Source organism: Nonomuraea sp. NPDC049129 (assembly GCF_040648495.1).
Taxonomy (GTDB): Bacteria; Actinomycetota; Actinomycetes; order Streptosporangiales; family Streptosporangiaceae; genus Nonomuraea.
In genome coordinates this window covers 460,273-485,051 of the sequence record NZ_JBEZDU010000002.1, presented here as the reverse complement: position 1 = coordinate 485,051, position 24,779 = coordinate 460,273, and the positions used below count along the sequence as shown (strand labels likewise).

Sequence of the window (24,779 nt, the reverse complement as noted above, 5' to 3'; positions counted from 1 at the left end):
TTGAACCGCACCAGGGAATCTGTCCGTACTTCCTGCCGACTGCACTTTGAAAGGGGAATGATGCGAGTCAGCACGTGTCCCCCGCCCTCGGCCGAGGGAGCCGCCCCCATGGGCAAGCCACGCTCACGCCACCGGATGAGACGAGTACGTCCGGATGACGAAGTGGTCGTCTCCACTCTCTACCGGGAGTACCACCGGCCGCTGCTGGCCTTCGTGATCCGGCTGACGGCGGGCGATCGGCAATGGGCCGAGGACGTCGTGCAGGAGACCATGATCCGTGCCTGGCGTAGTTCCGAGCAGCTTGATCCGGATTCGGCTTCGCTCATGCCCTGGCTAGCCACCGTCGCACGCCGTATCGTGATCGATGACCGGCGGCGCAAGGAAGCCCGCCCGCCGGAATCAGGCGACGGCCCGCTGGAGAGCATGCCCGTGCCGGACGAGATGGAGGGACTGCTGCACCAGGTGGTCGTATCCGAGGCGCTGATGGCGTTATCCCCGGCCCACCGCGAGATCCTCAACGAGACGATCTTGCGAGACCGGTCGGTCAACGATGCTGCCATAGCGCTCGGCATCCCCGTTGGCACAGTGAAGTCCCGGGTTTACTACGCGGTCCGCGCGTTGCGCGTCGCACTGCAGGAGAGAGGGGTGACGGCGTGAACAGAGTCGAGCATACGGACGTGGGCGCCTACTCCCTCGGCCTGCTGGACGACGACGACAGGCTGGCCTTCGAAGCGCACCTCTCCCTCTGCCCGTCGTGTCGGGCGGAGCTGTCAGAGCTTGCCGGAGTGGCCAGTGTGCTGACGGGGATCGGGCCGGTGCGAGAAGAGCCCCCTCCTCCCGATTACGGGCAGGCCGATGTCATCGACCTGCTCCGGCGTAAGAAGGCGGAGGACCGGCGGTCGAGGCGGGGCACATTCGTGATCGGGCTGGCGGCCTCGGTCACGCTGGTGGCCGGCGGGCTCGCGGTCGGCACCCAGCTCGGGGGCGGTGACGCGGCGCCGCCCGTGGCGGCGGGCCATCCCACGCAGCATCTGGGTCCGGCCGAGCAGTTCTACGCCGACGGCAAGCCCATCGAGGGCGTCGGCGCCGACGGCGTGACCGGCGGGCTGGTGCTGGAGTCCAAGGGCTGGGGCACGCATGCCGCGCTCAAGCTCTCGGGCATCAAGGGCCCGCTCGAATGCGAGCTGATCTCGGTGTCCAAGACGGGCAAGCAGCGGATCATGACGGGCTGGTCGGTGCCACCCGCCGGATACGGCGTGCCCGGGTCGCCCGATCCGCTCTACATGCACGGCGGCAGCCCGTGGAAGCTCGAGGACATCGATCATTTCGAGGTGGTCACCACGACTGGTAAGACTTTACTTACCGTCAGAGCCTGAATTCCCCGGGACTCACCTCTCAGAAGCCCTTCCACCGCAGGTGGGAGGGCTTTTCTGTGCGCACTTCCCTATGTGTAAATTTACGGATTCAGCGGTTGAACCTCTTCGGACCGGGTCGCGTACTGCTTGCCGTACCAACCCCAATGACAATCCTTGAAGAGGTTTCATCATGTCGATTCGTACGCTCGCCCTGTCCGGGGCGCTGCTCGCCACCGGCCTTCTCGCTCCGGTCACCGCTGCTCAGGCGACTGTCTCGGCCTCCGGTGACGACGTGTATCTCGCCGCCGGTCTGCGCGGCGCCAACGAGGTGGGCGTCAAGGGTGACGCCGATGGCCGGTCGACCGTCGTCATCAAGATCAGCGGTAACGAGGTCACCTTCGCGGCTCGCTGGAACAAGATCGACTCACCTACCGCCGGCCACATCCACCAGGCCGCCAAGGGCGCCAACGGCGACGTCAAGCTCGAGTTCTTCACCAAGCCGCTGCCCAAGTCCGTGCTCGGCGTGACCGGCACGGTCACCGCCGACCCGGCGCTGGTCAAGGCGCTGATCGACGACCCTGGCGGCTTCTACGCCAACCTGCACGACGCCGCCCACCCCAAGGGCGCGGTCCGCGGCCAGTTCCACCGGCTGAACAAGCCGATCGACCTCAACGGCGTCCTGCAGGGCAGCAACCAGGCCACGCTCTCCGCCCGCGCCGACGGCACCAAGGAAGTGCCCGCGAACGACGGCAAGAAGCGCGGCGACCAGGACGGCCAGGCCACCTGGTGGCTGCGCCCGGCCGGCTCGGTCATCGGCTACACCGCCTTCTGGACCGGGCTCGCCCCGGTGACCAACGGGCACGTCCACAAGGGCGCGAGCGGCAAGAACGGCGACGTGGTCGCCGACCTGTTCGCCGACGCCGCGGGCCTGCCGTCGAACCTGACGGGGGTCGCGGGTGAGGCCAAGGTCGCCGCGCCGGTCGTCAAGCGCATCGCCGCCAACCCCGGCCGGTACTACACCAACCTGCACACCACGGAGTTCAACGGCGGCGCGGTGCGCGGCCAGCTGTCCGGCGACCCGTTCGACCACCCCCGCGCGGTCACCGCCGAGGTGCTGAAGGGCGCCCAGATCTACGCCTGCACCCAGCAGCCCGGCGCGGCACCGGCCTTCACCCAGTACGGCGTGGCGGCCAAGCTGCGGCGCGGCATCGACCACTCCTTCGTGACCCCTGCCGCGGGACCGCCGCAGTGGGTCGCTCCAGACGGCAGCGCGGTACGCGGAGCGGTCGTCACCAAGACCCCCAACGGTGACGGCAACATCCCCGAGCTGGTCCTGGACGCCACCCAGTCCGGCAAGAACACCGGCCTGCTGGCCCACGCCACCACGATCCTGCGCCTCAACACCGAGGGCGGCGTGGCCCCCGCGGGCACCTGCACGGTCGGCGCCCAGACCCAGGTCGACTACAAGGCCGACTACCTCTTCCTGGGCTGATCACTCTAAGGAAGTCCATAAGACCAACTGAAGAGCAAGTCCGCGCGGGCGATTCGGTCCCGCCCGCGAGGGCCGCCCCCGGCCGGTAGCGGCGCCACCCGCCACCGGCCACCGCCTCCGGGGACCTCCGGCCCGTCCCCGAAGGCACCCGACGCCCCGCCGTAACCCTCCGTACGGCGGGGCGTCCTCATGCCCGGAGCAGGTCCGAACGGCGGGGCGCCCTCACGCCCGGAGCAGGTCCGAACGGGGGGCGTCCTCATGCACGGACCTCAGCCCCGGTCGGCGGCGGCTTTGCCGCTTCAGGAGCTGGAGGCGGTACGCTCACGCGGCTACGCGATCGACAAGGAGCAGAATGAGGCGAACATGCGCTGTGTCGGGGCGGTGGTCCGCGACGCGAGTGGGACGGCGGTGGGCGCGGGTCTCACGCTCAGCCTGAGTCAGGACGACATACCGCTGCTGGGACCGCTGGTGGTGGCCGCCGCCGCCCGCGTGCCGGCGGCGATCGGGAGGAACGTATGACGGACGTGCTCGCGCGGGCCCGAGCCCTCGGGGAGTTCTCCGGCGCGGCCTGGGCCTACGGCAGGTCGAGCGGCCCGGTTTCGCGCGGCCGGCTCGGCACGCTGGCGTGGAACGGCGACCCGGTCAGTGACGACACCCTGTGGGACCTGGCCTCGCTCACCAAGCCGATCGTCGGGCTGGCCGTCATGGCGCTGGTCGAGTCGGGCGAGCTGACCCTGGACGATCCCATCGCGCTGCACCTGCCGGAGTACGCCTCGACCGACAAGTCCGGCATCACCGTCTTCGAGCTGCTGACGCACACCTCGCGCATCCCCGGGCAGCAGCCGCTCTACCGCGACCACCCAACCCGCGACGAACTGCTCGCGGCGGTGGCCCGGCTGCCGCTGCGCTCCTCGCCCGGGGTCGAGTACAGCTCCCAGGGGTTCATGATCCTCGGCCTGATCGCCGAACGCGCCGCCCGGACCCCGCTCGACCAGCTGGTACGGGAGCGGGTGACCGGGCCCGTCGGCATGGACGAGACCCGCTTCCTGCTGCCCGAGGCCGACCGGGGTCGCGCGGCCGCCACGGAGGACTGCCCGTGGCGCGGCCGGATCGTCCAGGGGACCGTGCACGACGAGAACGCCGAGGTGCTGGGCGGGGTGGCCGGGCACGCGGGGCTGTTCGGCACGCTGGAGGACCTGGCGCGGCTGGGCCGGGCGCTGTGCCGGGGCGGCGGTTTCTTGGGCGCCCGAACGCTCGAGGTGATGACCCGGACGCGGACCGGAGGCAGGGCGCTGGCCTGGGAGGGGTGGGAGCGGCCCGGCTGCAGCGGGGGCGATCTGCTGAGCCCGGCGGCGTATGGGCACACCGGGTTCACGGGGACGAGCCTATGGGTGGATCCGGAACTGAACGTGTTCGTGGTGCTGCTGACCAACCGGGTGCACCCCAGCCGGGGGTCGGACGCGATCAACCGAATCCGCCGCGCCTTCCACAATGCGGCTGTCGCGGAGGTCCTGGCATGACCGGTGATGCGCTTCGGGTGGTCGGTTCGGCTTCGGTGGTGCGGCTGGTTCCGGGAGGCGGCGGGCTGGTGCTGGAGCCGACCCGGGAGCGGCCCGGGGATCTCTGGATCGGGCCCGGCTGGGTGGACCTGCACGCCCACGTCTACGACGGGATGACGGTGATCAGCGTGCCCCCGGACGGGGTCGGCCTGGACCAGGGCGTGCACGTGGTCGCCGACGCGGGCAGCGCGGGCCAGGCGACGATCGACGGTCTGGCCCGCTATGTCGTTCCGGCCGCCGAGACCGAAATACGCGCCTGGGTGAACATCGGCTCATACGGCCTCGTTCATCTACGCGAAACGGCCGACCCGAGTTTCATCGACGTGGACGCCACACTAGCCGCCATCGAACGGCACCGGGGTCTGGTCTGCGGCGTGAAGGTCCGCTCCAGCGGCGCGGTCGTGGGCGCGATGGGGCTGCAGCCGCTCCAACTCGGCCGGCTCGTCGCCCGGCAGGCGGGTCTGCCGCTGCTGGTGCACGTCGGCGAGGCGCCGCCGCTGATCGAGGACGTGCTCGACCTGCTGGACGAGGGCGACGTGATCACCCACTGCTACCACGGCAAGACCGGCCATCCGTGGCGGCCCGACGGCACCCCTGCCCCCGCGCTGGCCCGCGCGCTCGACCGGGGCGTGCTGCTGGACGTGGGGCACGGCGTGGCCAGCTTCAGCTTCGACGTCGCCGAACGCGCGCTCGCCGCCGGTTACCCACCGCACTCGATCAGCACCGACATCCACGTACGCAACATCGGCGGCCCGGTGCACGACCTGGCCACCACGATCACCAAGCTGCTGGCCTGCGGCCTGCCGTTGAAGAACGCGATCACGGCGGTGACGGACGCACCCCGCCGCGTCCTGCGCATGGACTCGCCAGACTCGGAATGGCTGGCGAACGACGGCACGATAAGGCACGCCACGGTATTCCGGCTGGTCGGAGAGGCCACGGCGTCCCGGTCGACCGCAGAGACCACGGAGTTCCGGCTGACCGGGGAGACGGAGCGGGTCTATGTGGATTCTCGCGGAACCCACCGCGAGCCCACCCAGCGCATCCTCCCGGTGGCCACCATCCGGGAGGGACGCCTCCGGCCCACCGAACCGCGCCACCGGTCAACGACACGCACGTAACGGCGCCGAGCCCTGTGCGGGCTCAGCGGCCGTTTTCCTGGAGGCCCTCAGCCACGTACGGCGGGCGGCTGTGCCGAAACGGAAATCAGGAGAGACCCGGCGCGGGGAACTGCGCGGTCAGCTCACTCACCTCGTGGTGCACCCGGCTGATGACGTGCTCGGCGTCGCCCTTGGCCAGGGCCGTGACGACCTCGTCCATCCACGCGCCGATCTGCCGCATCTCCGCCGGCCCCATCCCCCGGGAGGTGACAGAGGGGGTGCCGATGCGGATGCCGCTCGGGTCGAACGGCTTGCGGGTGTCGAAGGGGACCGTGTTGTAGTTGGTCTCCAGGCCCGCGCGGTCGAGCGCCTGGGCGGCCGGCTTGCCGCCGATGCCCTTGGGCGTGAGGTCGAGCAGGATGAGGTGGTTGTCGGTGCCGCCCGAGACCAGGTCGAAGCCGCGGCTCGACAGCTCCTCGGCCAGCGCCTTCGCGTTGGTCACCACCTGGTGCGCGTAGGCCTTGAAGTCGTCGGTGGACGCCTCGTGCAGGGCCACGGCGATGGCGGCGGTGGTGTGGTTGTGCGGGCCACCCTGCAGACCGGGGAAGACGGCCTTGTTGAGCGCGGTCGCGTGCTCGTCGGTGGTGGCCATGAGCATGGCGCCGCGCGGGCCGCGCAGCGTCTTGTGCGTGGTCGTGGAGATCACGTCGGCGTGGCCCACCGGCGACGGGTGCGCGCCGCCCGCGACAAGGCCGGCGATGTGCGCGATGTCGGCGGCGAGTACGGCGCCCACCTCGCGGGCGATGGAGGCGAAGCCCTCGAAGTCGATCGTGCGCGGGATGGCCGTGCCGCCGCAGAAGATCAGCTTCGGCCGGTGCTCCAGCGCCAGCGCCCTGACCTCGTCGAGGTCGATGCGGCCGGTGTCCTGGCGCACGCCGTAGCGGACCGGGTTGAACCACTTGCCGGTGGCCGAGACCGACCAGCCGTGCGTGAGGTGACCGCCGAACGGCAGGCCCATGCCCATCACGGTGTCGCCCGGCTGCAGGAAGGCCATGTAGATGGCCAGGTTGGCGGGCGAGCCCGAGTAGGGCTGGACGTTGGCGTGGTTGACGCCGAACAGCGCCTTGGCCCGCTCGTTGGCCAGGGTCTCGACCTGGTCGATGACCTGCTGGCCCTCGTAGTAGCGCTTGCCGGGGTAGCCCTCGGAGTATTTGTTGGTCAGGACGGTGCCCGTGGCCTCCAGAACGGCCTTGGACACGTAGTTCTCCGACGCGATGAGCTTGACGGTGTCGGCCTGGCGGCGCTCCTCCGCCTTGATGAGCTCGGCGATCTGCGGGTCTACGCTTGTGAGAGAACTCATGACTCTCCTGTCATCGTTGACAATGTGCGAAGACCCAGGCGCACGGCCTTCTGCCCTTCCGCTCCCTGGTGGTTCGCCCCACCTAACGCGCCAGTCGCGACGTTCTAGACGATAGCGGATCGGGCAGGGGGGACCGGGCACGGATCAGGTGATCAGGCAGATGAGAGGGCCACGTTCTTGATCGTTCCGAGCGGCCCGAGGTTGACGTCCACGTGCTCCGCGTCCTGGGGCACGCCCTCGAAGACCGCCCAGAGCTGAAGCTGCATACCGCCCCCGAACGAGGCCGTGGGGACCTCGGCGCACTGACAGGCGTTGTCCTTCCTGGCCGGGTACAACGGCTTGCCCACGCCGGGAGGGACGATGCTGATCCTCGATACGGTGTTGTCGAGGGTGCTGGCACCGAACCTGTCGTACAGGGGCGCGTTGTTCTTGCCGACGTTCTTGACCGTCCACTGCAGGCGGGCCGTGGTGCCCTGCCGTACGAGGGAGTCGATCCGCACCTGGAAGGTGGTGTCCAGGGCGTCGAGCGTGCGGGTGACGGCGGGGGTGCCCGGCTCGGCGACGCGCTCCTGCCATGGGCGCAGTACGGCGAGCGTGGCGCCCACGCCGAGGACGGCCGCGAGCGCGGCGGCGACGACCGGGCCCAGCCAACGGCGCCGCCCAGAAGCCCGCCCGGCAGCCCGCCTCCCGCCGAACGGCCCTTCACCCGCTCCGGCGGGCGGCCCTTCACCAGCCCCAGCGGACGGGCCTGCCAGCGGTCCGGCAGACGGCCCTTTGACCGCGCCAGCGGAAGAACCTGCCGGCACCACCGCGGACGGCCCTCCCAGCGAACCAGCGGACGGGCCGTCGAACCGACTGTCGGGCCGCGTGGCACCGGGCGTGGTGGCTGACGCCGGGCTGGCCAACGATGGGATGGCTGACGACGGAGTGGCGAAGGGTGGGGCGGCGGAAGGTGGGGTGGGGGCGAGTGGGGTCCAGGTGTCTGAGACGAGTCTGGTGGCGGCGGCGACCGGCACCTCGGCGCGGCCGAGCAGCCGGTCCAGGAGTTGCTGTGCGGTCGGCCGCCGCATCGGGTCCTTGTCCAGCGCCCGCTCGACCAGCGGCCTGATCCGCTCGTCCAGCCCGTCGAGCACCGGCGCGTGGTTGATCACCCGGTAGACCACCTCGGCGACCCCGCCGGACCCGAACGGCGGCCGGCCGATGCCCGCGTACGCCACCAAGGCGGCCCACGAGAAGATGTCGCTCGCCGAGGTCACCTGCTCGCCCTTGGCCTGCTCGGGCGACATGTACGCGGGCGTCCCCATGCTCTGGGCGATCGTGACGGGCGCTCCCCCGGCGTCGGCGAGCTGGGCGATGCCGAAGTCGATGACCCGCGGCCCGACCGCGCTGAGCAGCACGTTGGACGGCTTCAGATCGCGGTGCACGACCCCGGCCTGGTGGATCGCGGCCAGCGCGGTGGCCACGCCGACGGCCAGCGCCTCCAGGTTCGACCCGGTCAGCGGCCCCTGCCGGACGACCACGCCGGACAGGTCGGGGCCCTCGACGTATTCGGTGACCAGATAGGCGGTCCCGCCCTCGAACCCGGCGTCGAGCACGGGGGCGGTGCAGAATCTGGCGACCCGCCTGGCGGCCTCGGCTTCCTTGCCGAACCGGCGCCTGAACTCCTCACGGGCGGCCAGCTCGGGCCGCATCATCTTCAGCGCGACACGCCTGCCGGTGGGGTCCTCCGCGAGGTGGACGAACCCCATGCCACCCTCGCCCAGCTTCTTGACGAGCGTGTAGGGGCCGACTCTCCGCTGTGCGTCCACCGGGGGGATTATTCCCTATTTGGTACGACTGGCGCCGGGCCAGAGCCGATCGACCTCGGCGTTCAGGATGGCTCCGATCAGCACGGCGAGCGCGGTGATGTAGAGCCAGAGCAGCAGCGCGATGGGCGCGGCCAGCGAGCCGTAGACGGACACGGGCGAGAACCACGCCGCGAGCACGGCCCGCAGCACGGCAGCACAAACGATCCACAGGAACAGCGCCAGGATCGCCCCCGGCAGCTCCCGGTACCACTTCGTCCGGACCGGCACGCTCACGTGGTAGAGCACGGTCAGGAAGAGCACCGAGCCGATGACCACCACCGGCCAGTACAGCAGGTCGACGAGGACGCCGTACTCCCCCGGCAGCGCATCCTTGAGCAGCGTCGGCCCGATGACCAGCACCGGCATCACGATGATCCCGATGACCAGCCCGATCACGTAGAGCCCGAACGACATCAGCCTGGTCCTGATGATGCCGCGTTCCTCGCCGAGCCCGTAGGAGACGGAGATGAGGTCCACGTAGACGTAAAGTGCCCGCGAGCCCGACCAGAGCGACAGCAGGAAGCCCACCGAGATGATCGACACCTTGCTGGCGTCGTCGCTGAGGACGTCGGTGATGAGCGGGTTGACCACCTTGTGCACCGCGTCGTCGGTGAACAGCAGCCCGGCCTGGTCGATCACCCAGGTCTTCACCTGCACGACAACCTGGGGCCCCAGCCAGGTGCCGAGCTTGGCCAGTACCCCGATCAGTCCCAGCACGAACGGCGGGAGGGACAGCAGCGCGAAGAAGGCCGCCTCGCCCGCGAGGCCCGTGACGCGGTAAGTGACTCCCGCGTTCGTGGTCGCGCGGACGGTCGCCCACGAATTCGTGTCGAGCACCCAGTTCAGCCTGGCACGGGCGTTGGAGGCGAGCCGCCTCCTCATCGACCGGCTAGGCGCATCGGTGGACGTCATGGCACCCAACGGTTATTAGCAGTGACTCTTCGGGACAGCTTACGTCCCCCGGGCACTGCCCTAGTCGACGTCGACGATGCGCGCACCCAGCGGGAGCAGGGAAACCGGGATGAGTTTGAGGTTCGCGATGCCCAGCGGGATGCCGATGACCGACAGGAACAGCGGGATCGAGGTGACCACGTGCCCGATCGCCAGCCAGATGCCCGCGAAGACGAGCCAGATGACGTTGCCGATCGTGGAGAGCGCCCCCGCGTCGGGGTCGCGCACGACGGTCCGGCCGAACGGCCAGAGCGCGTAGGCCGCGATCCTGAACGAGGCGATGCCGAACGGGATCGTGACGATCAGGACGCAGCAGATGACGCCGGCGATCGCGTAGCCGATGGCCAGCCAGACACCGGCGAAGATCAGCCAGATGACGTTCAGGATTGTCCGCATGCTTACAGCATGTCACCGGGGCTGCCTCTCAAATCATCGGGAATACCCCTGGCCTTTCCCTGATCGACCCTTACCGGGTGGTCCGGCGAACGCCTGCGCTATCTCCATCCAGGCGCGCGCGGTCTCGCCGGTGATCTCCAGGTCGGTGTCGTCGCGGTGGACGCGCTGGGTGACGAGCAGGCAGAAGTCCAGCATCGGCCCGCGGACCGTGTCGGCGGCCTCCTCGGGGCCCGCCGCCCATGGCGTCCCGTCGGGCATGGTCAGCTCCACGCGCACCGGCCGCGCCGGAAGGGGCAGATTCCGTACGGCGAAACCGTAGGGCATGGCCCTGAACCCGATCATCGCCACGTGCCGCAGCCTCGGGGTGGGCTCCCTGGTGACGCCGAGCGCGTCCGCGACGTCCTGGCCGTGCGCCCAGGTCTCCATCAGCCGGGCGGTGACGAAGGACGCGGCCGACATGTCGGGGCCGTACCAGGGCAGCCGGTCCCGGGCCGACAGCCCGGTGAACGCCTTGATGCTGCGGGCGCGCGCCGTACGGAACCATTCGAGCAGTTCGTCGGGGGCGAGCCCGCGGAACTCCGCGGCCAGGTCGTCGGTGGAGGTGAAGTGCGCCGCCGCCGCCCGGAAGACGTCGGGATCGGTCACGGCGGTGCGCGCGGCCTCGTCGAACCAGGCCAGGTGGCTCACCTGATCGCGCACCGCCCATCCCTCGGCGGGTGTGCCGAGCTCCCAGTCTCCGGCCTCCAGGGGCCGTAACAGCCCGTCGAGTGACGCGGTCTCCGCACGCAGGTCGCTCAGCAACTCGCCCATGAGGTCCACGGGCGCCAGCCTAACCGAACAAGGTTCTACGAGGAATAATGCAAGGGTGATCTGCGAGAAGTGCAAGGAAAAACGCCACGAGGAGTGTCGCGGCGGATCCTGGTGCGATTGCCAGCACCAGCAGGCCGAGGAGCCGGCCGAGTCGGACCTGGACTGGCCCCGTCAGGGGTGAAGAGCGTCCACAGTCTGGACCCAGTCTTGGACATACCGGATACCTAGCGTATCTTCGAACTATGCCAGCGGACCCCATGCTTGTCGGTCGACGACACGTCGATCTTCAGCGTGTCCGCAGTGCCATCTGTTGCGACGCCCGTTAACCCACCCGTTTTCTCCGTTGCGCGCGTCGCAAATCTCCTCCTTCACCCCTGCCCTCAATGATGAGGCGGGAGGAAGCCTGCGCGCGCCCATGAACCGAAGGACGCGCAATGAGCACCCCTGCCAGCCGGCATCACAAACGCCCGCGCGGCGAAGGCCAGTGGGCTCTCGGTTACCGGGAGCCGCTGAACAAGAATGAAGAGAACAAGAAGAACGACGACGGCCTCAACGTCCGCCAGCGCATCATCGACATCTACTCCAAGCGTGGTTTCGACTCGATCGACCCGGCCGACCTGCGCGGCCGGATGCGTTGGTACGGCCTCTACACCCAGCGCAAGCCCGGAATCGACGGCGGCAAGACCGCGATCCTGGAGCCCGAGGAGCTGGACGACCGCTACTTCATGCTGCGGGTGCGGATCGACGGCGGTCAGCTGAGCATCCCGCAGTTGCGGGTCATCGCCGAGATCTCCAACGAGTACGGCCGGGGCACCGCCGACCTGACGGACCGGCAGAACGTGCAGCTGCACTGGATCGAGATCGAGTCGGTGCCCGACATCTGGGCGCGGCTCGAAGCGGTCGGGCTGTCGACCACCGAGGCGTGTGGCGACACGCCGCGCGTCATCCTGGGCTGCCCGCTGGCCGGGATCGACACCGACGAGGTGCTGGACGCCACCGACGAGATCCGCGTGCTGAACGAGCGGTTCATCGGCGACCCGGCCTACTCCAACCTGCCGCGCAAGTTCAAGTCGGCGCTGAGCGGGTGCCCGTCGCACTGCACGGTGCACGAGATCAACGACGTGGCGTTCGTGGGTGTCGAGCTGCCCAGTGGGGAGAAGGGCTACGACCTGTGGGTCGGCGGGGGGCTGTCCACCAATCCGATGTTCGCCAAGCGGCTCGGGGTGTTCGTCCGGCCCGAGCAGGTGGCCGACGTCTGGGCCGGAGTGATCGGGATATTTCGTGATTACGGATATCGGCGGCTGCGGCACCGCGCGCGGATCAAGTTCCTGGTCAACGACTGGGGCGTGGAGAAGTTCCGGGAAGTCCTGGAGACCGAATACCTCAAGGAGGCGCTGCCCGACGGGCCCGCGCCCCAGGCGCCCCGTGGCTCCCGCCGCGACCACGTCGGGGTCTACCCGCAGAAGGACGGCAACTTCTACGTGGGCTTCGCGCCCAAGGTCGGCCGCCTCGACGGCGACAAGCTGCACGTGATCGCCGACCTCGCCGAGCGGCACGGCTCCGGCCGCGTCCGCACCACGGTCGAGCAGAAGATGGTCATCCTCGACGTCGCGCCGGACCAGGTCGACTCCCTGGTCGAAGAGCTGGAGGCGAACGACCTCCAGGTCAACCCGTCGACGTTCCGCCGCCAGACGATGGCCTGCACCGGCATCGAGTACTGCAAGCTGGCCATCGTCGAGACCAAGGCCACCGCCGCCAACCTCATCGACGAGCTGGAGCGGCGCCTGCCCGACTTCGCCGAGCCGCTCACCATCAACGTCAACGGCTGCCCCAACTCCTGCGCGCGCATCCAGGTAGCCGACATCGGCCTCAAGGGCCAGCTCGTCGTGGACGAGCACGGGGAGCAGGTGGAGGGCTACCAGATCCACCTGGGCGGCTCGATGGGCGTCAACCCCGGCTTCGGCAGGAAGGTACGCGGGCTCAAGACCACCGCCGAGGCCCTGCCCGACTACGTCGAGCGGGTCGTGAAGCACTACGACGCCCAGAAGAAGGAAGGCGAGGCCTTCGCCGACTGGGTGCAGCGAGCGGACGAGGCGGACCTGCGATGACCACGCGAGCCGTCCCCTTCCACTGCCCCTACTGCGGCGACGAGGACCTCGAACCCTACGAGGGCGACCCCGAAGCCCCCGACTCCGCGGCGCACGGCGGCTGGTACTGCCGGTCCTGCGCCCGCGCCTTCAAGCTGAAGTTTCTTGGAATCGGAGTGAAGATATGACACTCGTCGACATCGAGGTCGGTTTAAGAGAGCAACGCGGCGCGCTCGACCTGCAGGACATCGTCGAGTCCGCCGCGGTCTTCCTGGAGGACGCGTCCGCCCGCGAGATCATCCGGTGGGCGGCGGCGACGTTCGGCGACCGGCTGTGCCTGACCTCCTCGATGAGCGACGCGCTGCTCATCGACCTGGTCAGCCGGGTCAAGCCCGGGGTGGACGTGTTGTTCATCGACACCGGGTTCCATTTCGCCGAGACGATCGGCACCCGTGACGCGGTCCAGCAGGTCTATGACGTCAATGTGATCAACGTGCAGCCGTCGCGCACGGTGGAGGAGCAGGAACGCGAGCTCGGGCCGCGCCTGTTCGGCCGCAATCCCGACCTGTGCTGCTACCTGCGCAAGGTGGAGCCCCTCAACCGGGCGCTCGAACCGTACCTGGCGTGGATCTCGGGCATCCGCCGCGACGAGGCGAGCACCCGCGCCGAGACCAAGGTCGTGGAGTGGGACGCCAAGCGGCAGATGGTCAAGGTCAACCCGATCGCCAAGTGGACCCAGGACGAGGTCGACAACTACATGGCCGACAACGGGGTGCTGATCAACCCGTTGCACTATGACAACTACCCCTCGATCGGCTGCGCCCCCTGCACCCGGCAGGTCGCGGAGGGCGAGGACCCGCGCAGCGGCCGCTGGGCGGGGCTGGGGAAGGTCGAATGCGGCATTCACCTGTAACCCCCAGCATGTGGCCCGTCCCGTTGGCAGACGGGACGGGCCAGGACATCCCACTGGTCGCGGTGGCGCACGGGTCTCGCGATCCGCGCGCCGCCGCGACCGTGGAAGCCCTGCTCGACGAGGTACGGCTGGCGCGGCCCGGACTGCCGGTGCGCACGGCGTACCTCGACCACGCGACCCCGTCCTTGGGGCAGGCGCTGAGCGGGCTGGACGCGGCCGTGGTGCTGCCACTGCTGCTCACCGAGGCCTACCACAGCCGGGTGGACCTTCCCGCGGCGCTCAACGAGGCCAGGGCGCGCGACCCGCGGCTGCGCGTGCGCTACGGCGCGACGCTGGGGCCGCACCCGCTGCTGCTGGCGACGCTCGAACGGCGGCTGGCGGAGGCCGGGGTGTCGCCGGGCGATCCGGACACGGCGGTCGTGCTCGTGTCGGCGGGTTCGAGTGATCCACGGGCCAACGCGGTGATCACCGGGATGGCGCGCTCCTGGTCACGGGCGACGGGCTTCCCGCGAGGGCTGTCCGCGGGCCCGCGTGCCACGGGAGGGTGGTGGGCGGTGACCGCGGCGTACGCGTCGGCGGCCGAGCCGACGCCCGCGCAGGCGGTGGCGCTCCTCCGCGAGGCGGGCGCGCCCCGGGTGGCCGTCGCGCCGTACCTGCTGGCGCCCGGCTATTTCGCCGACAAGGTGCGGCGGAGCACCCTTGAGGCGGGCGCCGACGTGGTCGCCGACGTGCTCGGCCCGGCTCCCGAACTGGCCGAGGTCCTGCTGGAGCGCTATGACACCGCGGCCCGCGCCCCGGCCGGTGCGGCGGCCTCGTAGACCTCAGCGCGTCTCGCCCGCCAAGCTCTCGAAGCACGGCCGCAGCAGGGCGATGATGTCGTCGGCGGGCGCGTCCGCCAGGGAGCTCAGCTTGAGCAGGTAACGATCGATCACCACCCCGTGGATGATCGCGCTGATCAGCGCCGCCCGCAGCCCGGCGTCGGCGGCCGGGATGGCCGCGCTCATCCGGTCGAGCCAGGTCGCCGCCGCCGCTCGGAACTCCCCCGACGCCTCCGCGTGCGTGAGCACGGAACGCAGCACGACGAGCGACGCGACCGGTTCGTCGTCGAGCCGCCGGCGCAGCGAGGTGAGCAGGGCCTCCGCCGGATGCCCCACCGGCAGTTCCTCGTCCGGCAGCTTGGCCGCGCGCGAGAACAGCTCCTCCTTGCTGCCGAAGTAGTGCATCACCAGCCCCGCGTTGACCCCCGCGGCGGACGCCACGTTCCGGATCGTCGTGCGCTCGTATCCGAGCTCGGCGAAGGTGGCACGGGCGGCGGCGAGAATGCGGGCCTCGGTCTCGCGGCGCTGCTCGGCTCGGGTGCGGCGCGGCTTCTCGTCGGACACCAGTTCATTGTACGGGCGTTGACCGAATCACCAGATTCGTTCTACGGTTGTTCAATGAACGCACGTTCAACGAATGCGGGGTGGCCGTGAACGCACGTGAGGTGGCCGAGCGGGTGCTGGAGACGAGCCTGTCGGCGGACATGGAGGGGTTCGTGGCGTTGATGGCCCCCGACGGGGTCATCGAGTGGCCCTACCGTCCCGAGGGCGTCCCGGAGACCCTCAACGGGCGGGACGAGATCCGGGCGTTCATGGCCACGGGTGGGCGGCTGATCGAGTTCGAGAGGCACGTCGATGTGGTGACCCACGAGACGGCCGATCCCGAGGTGGCCATCGTCGAGTACACCGTCCACGGCCACGTCGCCGCCACCGGCGCGCCGTTCACCCAGCGGGTCATCGCCGTGATCCGGGTGCGTGACGGATTTATCGTGCACTATCGCGACTACATCAACCCGCTGCCGTTGATGGCGGCCATGGGTTCGTGAGCGCGTCAGTAGCCCCGGCGCAGATCGCGGCGCATGCTGCGGTGGTCGTCGCGGAGCTGCCTGCGCATGCTGCGCCACTCGTCGCCGTGCAGCATGCGCCACTGCTCGCGCCACGCCGCCAGGCCGCGCCGTAGCGGTTGCGCCTGGGAGTCGCCGATCACCTTCACGTCGCCCATGACCGCGTACGCGTGCACCCGGATGACCGGTGCGTTGGTGCCCGGAGCCGCTTCCAGGACGTCGACCCGCTTGTCGCCCATGATGGCCATGCCGTCGAGGTCCACGTTGACGCCGTCGGGGACGATGATCTTCACGTCGCCCATCACCGAGACGGCCATGATGTCGACCACGTTCGTGCGGACCTCGGCCTCACGCAGGTCGAGCAGCACATCGCCCATCACGGCGACCGCCCCCAGCTCCTGGTCGATCCGCCAGGTGCCGCGCCGCTTGGAGTCGCCCATGACGCCGACGAACCAGCGCCGCTTGCGCGCGGGCCCCTCCTGATGGACCGGTGGCACGGGCACGGCGCCCGAGGCGGGCAGGTCCTGGACGAGCATGGCCAGCTCGGCGTGCGTGGAGGCGGTGTAGGCGGCCTCGGTGCGGTCGGTCAGCTCGACGAGCGTCAGCCGCCCGTCAACCGAGGCGACGCGGAGCTGCTCCACGACGGCTTCACGTTCGGCGTCCGAGGCCCTAACCTCGCCAGGGTCAGTCATAGTCGCAACATATCGCGTTTCCGGACGATCGGGATCCTCCCGGAGAAGGAACAGCCCTACTCCGAACTGCTCACCTCGCCGAGCCGCTCACCTCGCCGAGCCGCTCACCTCGCCGAGCTGCTCACCTCGCGAACTGCTCACCTCGCCGAACTGCTCATCGCGCTTGCGAGGGGCTGACACGGCCGGCGCCCGATCCAAGCTAGGGTCCAGTCATGCATGAGGAACAGCTCTACCGGGCCGCGTTGAACGGCGAGTCGGAGAAGGTGAGCGAGCTGCTCGCCGGTGGCACCGACCCCAACCAGGCCAGCGCGGGCGATGAAGACGGGCTGCCGCTCTGCGCGGCGGCCGCCTGGGACCGGGCCGAGGTCGCGGGCCTGCTGCTGGCCGCCGGGGCCGACGTCAACGGCCGGGAGAGCGGCGGCTGGACCGCGCTGCTCTGGGCCGCGGCCAAGGGGCACGCCGAGACGGCCGAATTGCTCATCGAGGCGGGTGCCGAGATCGACGCCGCCAACGACGTCGGCGACACGCCGCTCACGCTGGCGGCCCGGCGCGGCGCCCTGGGCGTCGTACGCCTGCTGCTGGACAGCGGGGCCGACGCCGCCAAGTACGACGGAGACGGCGACACCCCGCACGAGATCGCCGTCGACTGGGTGGGCGTGCACCTGGAGAGCGCGCTGCTCGACCAGATCGGCCAGGACGACTGGGAGTACGTCGTGGCGCGCCAGTTCGCCAAGGACGGCACCGAGCTCGTCACCGTGGCCGGGCGCTCCCCCGACGGCGAGCAGACCGAGCAGGTGCAGGCACAGCGCGGCCACGCCGCCATCGCGACGCTGCTGGAGGACGCCACCGGCATCTACGCCCCGGCCGACCAGCTCGTGGCGCGGGCCCTGGCGCACCGCGACACCGACGAGGACGCCGAGACATGGTGGATCGTCGCCGACTCGCTGGGCAAGCGGGCCGACGACGAGACGTACGAGGTGCTGGCCGGGCTGTGCGTGAGCGAGGACGCCAGGGAGCGGGAGTTCGGCGTCGACGCGATCGCCCAGTTCGGGTTCGCCGACGACGACAAGCCCTACCTCGAGCAGACGCTGCCGCTGCTGCAGAAGATGGCCACCACGGAGGGCAACGCGCAGGTCCTGCGCTCGGTGCTGGCCGCGCTCGGCCATCAGGGCGACCCCCGGGCGCTGCCGCAGGTGCTCGACATCATCGGCCGTCCTGATCACCGGCGCACCATGACCGACGCGATCGCGCTGGCCGATGTGCTGCCGCCGGACCACGAGGAGGGGCTGGAGCTGCTGATCGGCATGACGCGGGACGACGAGGCGGAGGTCCGCGACTGGGCCACGGCCGGGCTGGCCTCGCTCAAGGCCGACACGCCGCAGATCCGCGAGGCACTCGCCGACCGCCTCGACGACGCCGACTTCCGTACGGTGGCGGAGGCCACGCGCGGGCTCGCCGAGCGGGGCGACCCGCGGGCCGAGCAGGGCGCCAAGCGCGTGCTGGCGGAGAGCGACGACGAGTACGCCAGGGACCTGGTCACCCAGACCCAGGCGCAGTAGGGACGTGACACGGGCCCGGCCCTGACCGCCTCGGATGGACCCGGCCCTGGCCGCCTGCGGGGAAGCGGGCGTCAGGGGCCCGAAAGGGCCGGGGCGGTGTTGAGGACGTCGTGAGCCAGGGCGAGGTCGCCTTCGAGGTCGGCGGGGAAGGACCCCGGGTCGCCCCGCCCGCCCAGCAGGAAGCAGAACTCCACCACGTCCGCCGTGATGTGCGCGTCCGGGACGCCGCCACCGTCGGCGGCGTCCGTCACGCCGAGCGGAACGTGCCACTCCCCGCCTCCCGGCCCGGTCAGCGTGAGCAGGAGCGTGCGCCCGCTGCCGTCCAGGCCGGACAGGAGCATCGTCCACGGCAGCAGCCGCGCGCACAGGTCGGCCGTCGGGTGGATGTGCTCGGGGATCGGGTCGGGCAGCCGGAGGCCGCCGGTGCGGGCGGCGTCGTCGGCGTGCACCCACGTCTCCAGGCACCGGGCCAGGATGTGGTCGGACACCGGCGCGTCGAGGCCGTCGAGGTGCGCGGCGGTGCCGGGGTCGAGGTCGGCCAGGTGGCGGCAGAGGGCGTCGGCCTGGGCGCGCCAGTCGCGCCTGGTCTGTTCGGGGCTGCGGGACCGCTCGTAGTTCTGGACGTCGGCGGTACGGCTGAGCGAGTCGGTCGCGCCGATGGCCGGACCCAGCACGGGGGCGCCGACGGAGGCCGCCAGCAGGCCGTCCTTGGCGGCGAGGTGGGCGACGAGTTCCTGGAGCGTCCAGCCCTCGACGATGACCCGTGACCAGTCGTCCTCCACGGCGGAGGCGAGCAGCGCGTCCATGGCGGCGACGCGCCCGGCGTACGGCCGCACCCAGGGGGCGGTGGGCGCGGCGGGCCGGCGCCGGGCCCTGGCCCCGGCCAGGAGCTGGGGCCGCAGGGAGCGTTCCGGTACGGCCGGGTCCTCCATCAGCGCGTCCAGGTAGAGACGCTCGACGGGCTCCATCACACCTCTTCCTCTGCCAGCGCGTCTGCCAGACGGCGTAGCGCCAGCCGGATCCGCGACTTGGCCGTGCCCTCGGGCACGCCCAGCTCCTCGCCCACCTGGCGGTATGTCCGCCCACCGTAGTAGGCCAGTTCGACAGCTTCCCGCAGGCCGTCGGGTAACGCCATCACCGCCTGCCGTACCCGCTTGGCCTCGTCGGCCGCGAGCACGTTGTCCTCCAGCCTGGCGGGCTCGGGCTCGTACAGGCGGGGGCCCAGCGCGGAGACGCGCCTGCGCTCCTCGGCCCGTACGTGGTCGACCGCGCGGCGGTGGGCGATCGTGGCGAGCCACGCGCGCAGGGTGCCACGATCTGGGTCGTAGGCCAGCGGCCGTTCCCAGAAGACCAGGAACACCTCCTGCGTGATGTCCTCGGCGATCACCCGGTCCCTGGTGACACGCAGGGCGAGACCGAAGATCAGCGAGGAGAGCCGATCGTAGACCTCCCCGAGCGCGGCCTCGTCGCCGCCGACCACCCGCTGATGCAGCAGGCGGTCGTCGTACGGTGCCTCCACTGGCACCACACTCCCGTGATCCGGACCAAGGCGGCGGGTGCGCCGCGACCCGAGCATGTCATTATTCGCCGGAAATGTGCACACGGATGACCGAGCCGCAGAACTTTCTCGGGCTCGCGATAGGGTCGGAATTCCTACGACCAGAGGGAGCAACCACTATGGCCACCACTCGCACCGCCACTACTGAGTGGAAGGGCGCGCTGCTCGACGGGTCGGGCACGGTGTCGCTGAACACCTCGGGTGTCGGCACGTTCGAGGTCACCTGGGCGTCCAGGTCCCAGGACGCCGGCGGCAAGACCTCGCCCGAGGAGCTCATCGCGGCCGCCCACTCCTCCTGCTTCTCGATGGCGCTCTCGCACGGCCTCGCCGGTGCCGGCACGCCCCCGGAGTCGCTGGAGACCAGCGCGGACGTGACGTTCCAGCCCGGTGAGGGCATCACCGGGATCGTCCTGACCGTGAAGGGGCAGGTGCCCGGGATCACGGCCGAGCAGTTCCAGGAGGCGGCGGAAACCGCGAAGGCCAATTGCCCGGTGAGTAAGGCGTTGACGGGCACGACGATCAGCCTCAACGCCGAACTCCTCTAGCGGGACCGCGATCGCGTGCGACAATTGGGTCACATGCGCGAGGTCTGGCCGGGCGAGCCCTATCCACTTGGCGGCACCTGGGACGGCGTGGGCACCAGCTTCTCGCTGTTCTCCGAGGTGGCCGAGCGAGTCGAGCTATGCCTCTTTCACGATGACGGCTCCGAAGAACGCGTGGATCTGCCGGAAGTCGATGGATTCGTCTGGCACGGTTACCTGCCGGGCATCGCGCCGGGGCAGCGCTATGGCTACCGCGTGCACGGCCCGTACGAGCCGTCACACGGGCACCGGTGCAACCCGGCGAAGCTCCTCCTCGATCCCTACGCCAAGGCGATCGACGGTGATCTGACGTGGAACGAAGCGCTGTTCCCGTACCACTTCACCGACCCGACGCGGCTCAACTCGGCCGACAGCGCGCCCTTCATGCCGAAAAATGTGGTCATCAACCCGTTCTTCGAATGGGGCAACGACCGGCCGCCGCGCACTCCGTACCACGAGACCGTGATCTACGAGGCGCACGTGCGGGGGCTCACCATGCGCCACCCGGCGGTGCCCGAGGAGCAGCGCGGCACGTACGCGGGCGTGGGGCACCCGGCGATCATCGACCACCTGCTCTCGCTCGGGGTGACGGCGGTCGAGCTGATGCCGGTGCACCACTACATGCCTGAGCACTTCCTGGTGGCGCGGGGGCTGACCAACTACTGGGGCTACAACACGATGGCCTACCTGGCCCCCCACGGCCGTTACAGCAGCGCGGGCACGCGGGGCGAGCAGGTGCTGGAGTTCAAGGCCATGGTGCGGGCGCTGCACGAGGCGGGCATCGAGGTCATTCTCGACGTGGTCTACAACCACACGGCCGAGGGCGACCACATGGGGCCGACGCTGGGGTTCAGGGGGATCGACAACTCGGCCTACTACCGGCTGCACGACGGTGACCGGCGCTACTACCTGGACTACACCGGCTGCGGCAACTCGCTGAACGTCCGGTCGCCGCACGCGCTCCAGCTCATCATGGACTCCCTGCGTTACTGGGTGCTGGAGATGCACGTCGACGGGTTCCGGTTCGACCTGGCGGCGGCGCTGGCGCGGGAGCTGCACGACGTCGACCGGCTGAGCGCCTTCTTCGATCTGATCCAGCAGGATCCGGTCATCTCGCAGGTGAAGCTGATCGCGGAGCCGTGGGATGTCGGCCCCGGCGGCTACCAGGTCGGAAATTTCCCACCCTTGTGGACGGAGTGGAACGGGAAATACCGCGACATAGTGCGAGATTTCTGGCGCGGCACCCACTCGGCGCTCCCCGAGTTCGCCTCCCGCCTGACCGGCTCCGCCGACCTCTACGCCTCCTCGGGCCGCCGGCCCGTCGCCTCCATCAACTTCGTGACCTGCCATGACGGCTTCACCCTCACGGACCTGGTGTCGTACGACCGCAAGCACAACGACGCCAACTGCGAGGACAACCGCGACGGCACCGACGACAACCGCTCCTGGAACAGCGGCGCGGAGGGGCCCGTCGAGGACCCCGAGATCGTCCGCCTCCGCCACCGGCAGCGCCGCAACTTCCTGACGACGCTGTTCCTGTCGCAGGGGGTGCCGATGCTCTCCCACGGCGACGAGCTCGGCCGCACGCAGCGGGGCAACAACAACGCCTACTGCCAGGACAACGAGCTCGCCTGGATCGACTGGTCGCAGCTCCACACCGAGTCCGACCTGCTGGAGTTCGTCTGCGGACTGTCGCGGCTGCGGCGCGAGCACCCGGTCTTCCAGCGCCGCCGCTTCTTCCACGGCCGCCACCCGGACGACGGCAAGCGCGACCTGGTGTGGCTCACGCCGGGCGGCACGGAGATGACGGCCGGAGACTGGCACATCGGCTACGCCAAGTCGCTGATGGTCTACCTCAACGGCGAGGCGATCACGGAGCCGGGGACGCGGGGTGAGCGGATCGTGGACGACTCGTTCCTGTTGCTGATCAACGCCCACCATGAGGACATGACGTTCACATTGCCGGGCGGGGAATTCGGCGACCACTGGCTGCCGATCCTGGACACGGACGACAAGGGGGTCTGTGATGGCGAATACGCCTCCTCCTCCCAGGTGACGGTGACCTCCCGCAGCATGCAGGTGCTCCAGCGTCCCCTTTCTTAAAGGCTGGTTTTAGGAGCGGTTTTTACGGCAGGCACGGTGAGCCCCACCCGCCGTACGGGGTCGGCGTCTGTCCAGGGGGACGCTCCTCCGGTGGAGGTGGCCGGGCGCCGTGACGAGACGGTGAGACCGGGGCCTTCACAACGCGCCTCATACCGCCCGTAGAAGGCCCACCGCGGTCGTAGAGGGCTCATCGCGGCCCCTAGAGCAGCCCCGCGACGCTCACCGTGAGGATGACCAGGACGAACGTGGCCACGCCCGCCAAACCGTGTAGCAGCACCGCGAGGAGGGGAAAGCGTCGCTCCGCGCCTCGCGCGTGGCGGCCGGCACCCAGCCAGCGGGTGAACATCACGAAGCCCAGCAGCGCCGCCGCCGCCAGGACCCCGAACGCCGTCCATGCCAGCGCGCGGTTGCCCGTGAGCAGGAAGGCCACCCAGCAGGCCAGCGCGGACACCCCCAGCACCGGATGGGAGAAGATCAGCGTCACCGGGAAGCGCGTGACCTTCGCCGCCTGTTGCCGCAGCCCACCACCCGACAGCCACAGGTAGAGCAGATAGATCCCCACGAGCGCGGTGAACAGCCATGTCACAGCGGTGACCAACCCCACTGGGCCCTCCCTCAAGTGCCCGATTCCCCTGCCGCCACGTTATGCGCGTCACGCTGCGTACGTCCCTAGATACGCCAAAGTGCTATCTCTGGCGGTGCGACGAGCCAGTTTTAACCGCGTTCAGCCAGCCAGTTAGCCTTGTCCTACGTTGTGAGGGAAGCCGGATGAAGATCGTGATACCCGGGGGAACCGGGCAGGTAGGCACCATCCTCAGTCGCGCGCTGACCGCAGCGGGCCATGACGTTGTGGTCCTGACCAGGCGCCCGGTGCGTGATCACGACGTCCGCTGGGATGCCGAAGCCCTGGGCCCATGGGCGAAGGAACTCGACGGCAGCGACATAGTGATCAACCTGGCCGGGCGCAGCGTCAACTGTCGCTACACGCCTGACAATCTGCGGGCGATGATGGATTCGCGGGTGGGAGCGGGCCCAGGAGCAAGCCGAAACCCCGCACACGCGCAAGGTCAGCATGCGCGCCGCCATGGTGATGAGCCCCGACCGCGGCGGCGTCTTCGATGTCATGCTGCGGCTCGCGCGCCTCGGCCTTGGCGCCGGTGGGGCTGCCGCCGACGACCTCGTGCGACGTCTGCGCGGCAGGCCTGGCTCATACCGGCTTCCGAGGAAACGTTGAGGAAACGCTCTCCTGCCTAGAACTGGAGCTCCGCATCGGGACTTCGATCTTCCAGGAGGAGCGCCTCATGGTTTCGCGTCAATCGGCAGTCGCCCGCGTCATCTTGGCGGCATGCACGTCGTTGGCTCTGAGCGTGTCCACGCCCGCCGTCGCAACGGCGGACAACGCCGTCGAGGTAGGGGACGTGCAGAAGGCGATGGCCGCCTTGGTGAAGACAGGCCACGTGGTGGGCGCCATTGGCGAGGTGTACGTGAACGGCAAGCGGGTCAGGACGGGATCGGCCGGATCCCGGCTGCTCGACGGCAGGGGCGGCGCCATCCCCTCCACCGCCCGCTACCGGATCGGCTCACAGACCAAGAACATGACCGCCACCGTGGCCCTGCAACTCGTACAGAGCGGCAAGCTGAAGCTGGAGGACACTCTCAGCGAGGTGCTCCCCGAGATGGCGGAGAAGGATCTGGTGGAACGGGCCGAAGAGATCACGGTACGCGACCTGATCCAGCTCACCTCGGGCATCCCCGACTTCCTCGGTCCCGACATCCGCGCGCTCGACCCCACACTCACGTATCGCCCCGTCGACCTGGTGGCCGCCTCCCGCAAGCGGCAACGGCCGTCGCAGATCGGGACCTTCAACTACTCCAACACCAACTACATCCTGCTCGGCATGATCATCGAGAAGCTGACCGGGCGTTCGCTGGCGACCGAGCTCAACCGGAAGATCTTCACCCCGCTGGGCATGCGGGACACCTACCTGCCGGTCAAGGCCGGCGCGGGGATCAAAGGGCCGCATGGGCACGGCTACATGCCGGATGAGACGGGCAAGCTGCTCGATGTCGACATGCTCAACGCCACCACCATGCTGGGCGCCGGCGGCGTGATCTCCACCGCGCGAGACGTCAGCGCCTTCCAACGCGCCTTCGTTCAGGGCAAGCTGCTGCCGGACTCCCTGCGCAAGGTGATCACCGATCCGGTGCCCGGCCAGCAGCCGCCGCCGCAGGGTGGTCCGTGCGCGGGCAACCCCGGCTTCCAGCCACGCGGCGGCAGCGCCCCCGGCTTCGTCGCCGCGACCTACACCTCCCCGGACGGGCGGCTGCAGTTCGCGGTCTCCGTGACGGTGGCCATGGATGATGGCGAGCGCGCCGCTGTGGCGAGACGCATCGACCAAGCCCTCACGTCGGTGTTCTGCCCCGCATCCGCCCCCAGCGGGAACCGCCGTCTATAGCCCGGGGTGGCACGCGAGGCCCAGATTGGCCATCTATCGTGCACAGCCTCACTATGCCCGCTGTCGAGGGTCCTTCGT

The 24,779-nt window shown here is 69.8% G+C and carries 27 protein-coding genes and 1 riboswitch; of the genes, 17 read left to right on the top strand and 10 right to left on the bottom strand.

Features of this window, described 5'->3' with window-relative positions; genetic code table 11:
- Nucleotides 1-108: 108 nt before the first annotated feature.
- The 6 genes from AB0B64_RS07275 (at nucleotide 109) to AB0B64_RS07250 (ending at nucleotide 5,527) form a co-directional block, all read left to right on the top strand.
- Entirely contained in the window at nucleotides 109-657 is a 549-nt protein-coding gene (locus AB0B64_RS07275) for a sigma-70 family RNA polymerase sigma factor (protein ID WP_357941099.1), read from the top strand.
- Nucleotides 654-1,376: a zf-HC2 domain-containing protein gene (locus tag AB0B64_RS07270; RefSeq protein WP_357941096.1), complete on the top strand. Its 723-nt coding sequence runs from the start codon at nucleotides 654-656 to the stop codon at nucleotides 1,374-1,376. Before AB0B64_RS07275 ends, AB0B64_RS07270 begins: the two co-directional genes overlap by 4 nt.
- A 169-nt stretch (nucleotides 1,377-1,545) precedes the next feature.
- Nucleotides 1,546-2,847, top strand: a complete 1,302-nt coding sequence (locus AB0B64_RS07265) for a CHRD domain-containing protein (protein WP_358175379.1) — start codon at nucleotides 1,546-1,548, stop codon at nucleotides 2,845-2,847.
- A 258-nt stretch (nucleotides 2,848-3,105) separates the two neighbouring features.
- Nucleotides 3,106-3,366, top strand: a complete 261-nt coding sequence (locus AB0B64_RS07260; protein ID WP_357941092.1) for an IclR family transcriptional regulator C-terminal domain-containing protein — start codon at nucleotides 3,106-3,108, stop codon at nucleotides 3,364-3,366.
- On the top strand, nucleotides 3,363-4,367 hold the full coding sequence (locus tag AB0B64_RS07255; RefSeq protein ID WP_357941091.1) for a serine hydrolase domain-containing protein: 1,005 nt from the start codon (nucleotides 3,363-3,365) through the stop codon (nucleotides 4,365-4,367). Before AB0B64_RS07260 ends, AB0B64_RS07255 begins: the two co-directional genes overlap by 4 nt.
- Nucleotides 4,364-5,527, top strand: coding sequence for an amidohydrolase/deacetylase family metallohydrolase (locus AB0B64_RS07250; RefSeq protein ID WP_357941090.1), 1,164 nt, complete (start codon nucleotides 4,364-4,366; stop codon nucleotides 5,525-5,527). The genes AB0B64_RS07255 and AB0B64_RS07250 overlap by 4 nt, the downstream gene beginning before the upstream one ends.
- An 85-nt stretch (nucleotides 5,528-5,612) precedes the next feature.
- On the opposite strand, the gene glyA is transcribed toward AB0B64_RS07250, so the two are convergent.
- The 5 genes from glyA to AB0B64_RS07225 form a co-directional block, all read right to left on the bottom strand.
- Nucleotides 5,613-6,866, bottom strand: a complete 1,254-nt coding sequence (gene glyA, locus AB0B64_RS07245) for a serine hydroxymethyltransferase (protein ID WP_357642582.1) — start codon at nucleotides 6,864-6,866, stop codon at nucleotides 5,613-5,615.
- Nucleotides 6,867-6,891: 25 nt separating this feature from the next.
- Nucleotides 6,892-6,973: riboswitch (ZMP/ZTP riboswitch) on the bottom strand.
- Nucleotides 6,974-7,018: 45 nt separating this feature from the next.
- A complete protein-coding gene (locus AB0B64_RS07240; protein ID WP_358175376.1) occupies nucleotides 7,019-8,674 on the bottom strand; it encodes a serine/threonine-protein kinase in 1,656 nt (551 codons plus the stop codon).
- Nucleotides 8,675-8,689: 15 nt separating this feature from the next.
- A complete protein-coding gene (locus AB0B64_RS07235) occupies nucleotides 8,690-9,625 on the bottom strand; it encodes a YihY/virulence factor BrkB family protein (protein ID WP_357642581.1) in 936 nt (311 codons plus the stop codon).
- A 60-nt stretch (nucleotides 9,626-9,685) separates the two neighbouring features.
- The gene (locus tag AB0B64_RS07230) at nucleotides 9,686-10,060 is read right to left on the bottom strand and encodes a YccF domain-containing protein (RefSeq protein WP_357941088.1); all 375 of its coding nucleotides are present in this window, start codon (nucleotides 10,058-10,060) and stop codon (nucleotides 9,686-9,688) included.
- Nucleotides 10,061-10,093: 33 nt separating this feature from the next.
- Nucleotides 10,094-10,870, bottom strand: a complete 777-nt coding sequence (locus AB0B64_RS07225; protein ID WP_358175978.1) for a TIGR03084 family metal-binding protein — start codon at nucleotides 10,868-10,870, stop codon at nucleotides 10,094-10,096.
- A gap of 242 nt (nucleotides 10,871-11,112) precedes the next feature.
- Between AB0B64_RS07225 and AB0B64_RS07220 the strand changes: the two genes are divergently transcribed.
- The 5 genes from AB0B64_RS07220 (at nucleotide 11,113) to AB0B64_RS07200 (ending at nucleotide 14,688) form a co-directional block, all read left to right on the top strand.
- Complete coding sequence (locus AB0B64_RS07220) at nucleotides 11,113-11,196, top strand: putative leader peptide (RefSeq protein ID WP_311132608.1); 84 nt, start codon at nucleotides 11,113-11,115, stop codon at nucleotides 11,194-11,196.
- A 108-nt stretch (nucleotides 11,197-11,304) separates the two neighbouring features.
- Nucleotides 11,305-12,978: a nitrite/sulfite reductase gene (locus AB0B64_RS07215; protein ID WP_358175373.1), complete on the top strand. Its 1,674-nt coding sequence runs from the start codon at nucleotides 11,305-11,307 to the stop codon at nucleotides 12,976-12,978.
- On the top strand, nucleotides 12,975-13,145 hold the full coding sequence (locus tag AB0B64_RS07210) for an Insertion element protein (protein WP_357941086.1): 171 nt from the start codon (nucleotides 12,975-12,977) through the stop codon (nucleotides 13,143-13,145). Before AB0B64_RS07215 ends, AB0B64_RS07210 begins: the two co-directional genes overlap by 4 nt.
- Nucleotides 13,142-13,870, top strand: coding sequence for a phosphoadenylyl-sulfate reductase (locus tag AB0B64_RS07205; RefSeq protein WP_357941085.1), 729 nt, complete (start codon nucleotides 13,142-13,144; stop codon nucleotides 13,868-13,870). The genes AB0B64_RS07210 and AB0B64_RS07205 overlap by 4 nt, the downstream gene beginning before the upstream one ends.
- Nucleotides 13,871-13,893: 23 nt before the next feature.
- A complete protein-coding gene (locus AB0B64_RS07200) occupies nucleotides 13,894-14,688 on the top strand; it encodes a sirohydrochlorin chelatase (protein WP_358175370.1) in 795 nt (264 codons plus the stop codon).
- A 3-nt stretch (nucleotides 14,689-14,691) separates the two neighbouring features.
- Here the strand turns inward: AB0B64_RS07200 and AB0B64_RS07195 are convergent, their stop codons facing one another.
- Complete coding sequence (locus AB0B64_RS07195; protein ID WP_357941081.1) at nucleotides 14,692-15,252, bottom strand: TetR family transcriptional regulator; 561 nt, start codon at nucleotides 15,250-15,252, stop codon at nucleotides 14,692-14,694.
- Nucleotides 15,253-15,338: 86 nt separating this feature from the next.
- On the opposite strand from AB0B64_RS07195, the gene AB0B64_RS07190 reads away from it, so the two are divergent.
- Nucleotides 15,339-15,734, top strand: a complete 396-nt coding sequence (locus tag AB0B64_RS07190) for a nuclear transport factor 2 family protein (protein ID WP_358175368.1) — start codon at nucleotides 15,339-15,341, stop codon at nucleotides 15,732-15,734.
- A gap of 5 nt (nucleotides 15,735-15,739) precedes the next feature.
- On the opposite strand, the gene AB0B64_RS07185 is transcribed toward AB0B64_RS07190, so the two are convergent.
- Nucleotides 15,740-16,444, bottom strand: a complete 705-nt coding sequence (locus tag AB0B64_RS07185) for a DUF1707 domain-containing protein (protein WP_358175365.1) — start codon at nucleotides 16,442-16,444, stop codon at nucleotides 15,740-15,742.
- A 212-nt stretch (nucleotides 16,445-16,656) separates the two neighbouring features.
- Here AB0B64_RS07185 and AB0B64_RS07180 point away from each other — a divergent pair, with 212 nt between their 5' ends.
- Nucleotides 16,657-18,003: an ankyrin repeat domain-containing protein gene (locus AB0B64_RS07180; RefSeq protein ID WP_357941075.1), complete on the top strand. Its 1,347-nt coding sequence runs from the start codon at nucleotides 16,657-16,659 to the stop codon at nucleotides 18,001-18,003.
- Nucleotides 18,004-18,074: 71 nt separating this feature from the next.
- Here AB0B64_RS07180 and AB0B64_RS07175 read toward each other — a convergent pair whose 3' ends face one another.
- Together AB0B64_RS07175 and AB0B64_RS07170 are read right to left on the bottom strand one after the other, a co-directional pair.
- Nucleotides 18,075-18,971 carry a maleylpyruvate isomerase family mycothiol-dependent enzyme gene (locus AB0B64_RS07175; RefSeq protein ID WP_358175975.1) on the bottom strand — a complete coding sequence of 299 codons (897 nt, stop codon included), beginning with the start codon at nucleotides 18,969-18,971 and terminating at the stop codon, nucleotides 18,075-18,077.
- Nucleotides 18,971-19,528 carry a sigma-70 family RNA polymerase sigma factor gene (locus tag AB0B64_RS07170; protein ID WP_225289339.1) on the bottom strand — a complete coding sequence of 186 codons (558 nt, stop codon included), beginning with the start codon at nucleotides 19,526-19,528 and terminating at the stop codon, nucleotides 18,971-18,973. Before AB0B64_RS07170 ends, AB0B64_RS07175 begins: the two co-directional genes overlap by 1 nt.
- Before the next feature lie 152 nt (nucleotides 19,529-19,680).
- Between AB0B64_RS07170 and AB0B64_RS07165 the strand changes: the two genes are divergently transcribed.
- Together AB0B64_RS07165 and glgX are read left to right on the top strand one after the other, a co-directional pair.
- The gene (locus AB0B64_RS07165) at nucleotides 19,681-20,106 is read left to right on the top strand and encodes an OsmC family peroxiredoxin (protein ID WP_357941071.1); all 426 of its coding nucleotides are present in this window, start codon (nucleotides 19,681-19,683) and stop codon (nucleotides 20,104-20,106) included.
- 33 nt (nucleotides 20,107-20,139) lie between these two features.
- Entirely contained in the window at nucleotides 20,140-22,245 is a 2,106-nt protein-coding gene (gene glgX, locus AB0B64_RS07160; protein WP_358175362.1) for a glycogen debranching protein GlgX, read from the top strand.
- 199 nt (nucleotides 22,246-22,444) lie between these two features.
- On the opposite strand, the gene AB0B64_RS07155 is transcribed toward glgX, so the two are convergent.
- On the bottom strand, nucleotides 22,445-22,849 hold the full coding sequence (locus AB0B64_RS07155; RefSeq protein ID WP_357941068.1) for a hypothetical protein: 405 nt from the start codon (nucleotides 22,847-22,849) through the stop codon (nucleotides 22,445-22,447).
- 41 nt (nucleotides 22,850-22,890) lie between these two features.
- Between AB0B64_RS07155 and AB0B64_RS07150 the strand changes: the two genes are divergently transcribed.
- Both AB0B64_RS07150 and AB0B64_RS07145 read left to right on the top strand, forming a co-directional pair.
- Entirely contained in the window at nucleotides 22,891-23,499 is a 609-nt protein-coding gene (locus tag AB0B64_RS07150) for an NAD-dependent epimerase/dehydratase family protein (RefSeq protein ID WP_358175359.1), read from the top strand.
- A 47-nt stretch (nucleotides 23,500-23,546) separates the two neighbouring features.
- Nucleotides 23,547-24,701: a serine hydrolase domain-containing protein gene (locus AB0B64_RS07145; RefSeq protein WP_358175356.1), complete on the top strand. Its 1,155-nt coding sequence runs from the start codon at nucleotides 23,547-23,549 to the stop codon at nucleotides 24,699-24,701.
- Nucleotides 24,702-24,779: the final 78 nt, after the last annotated feature.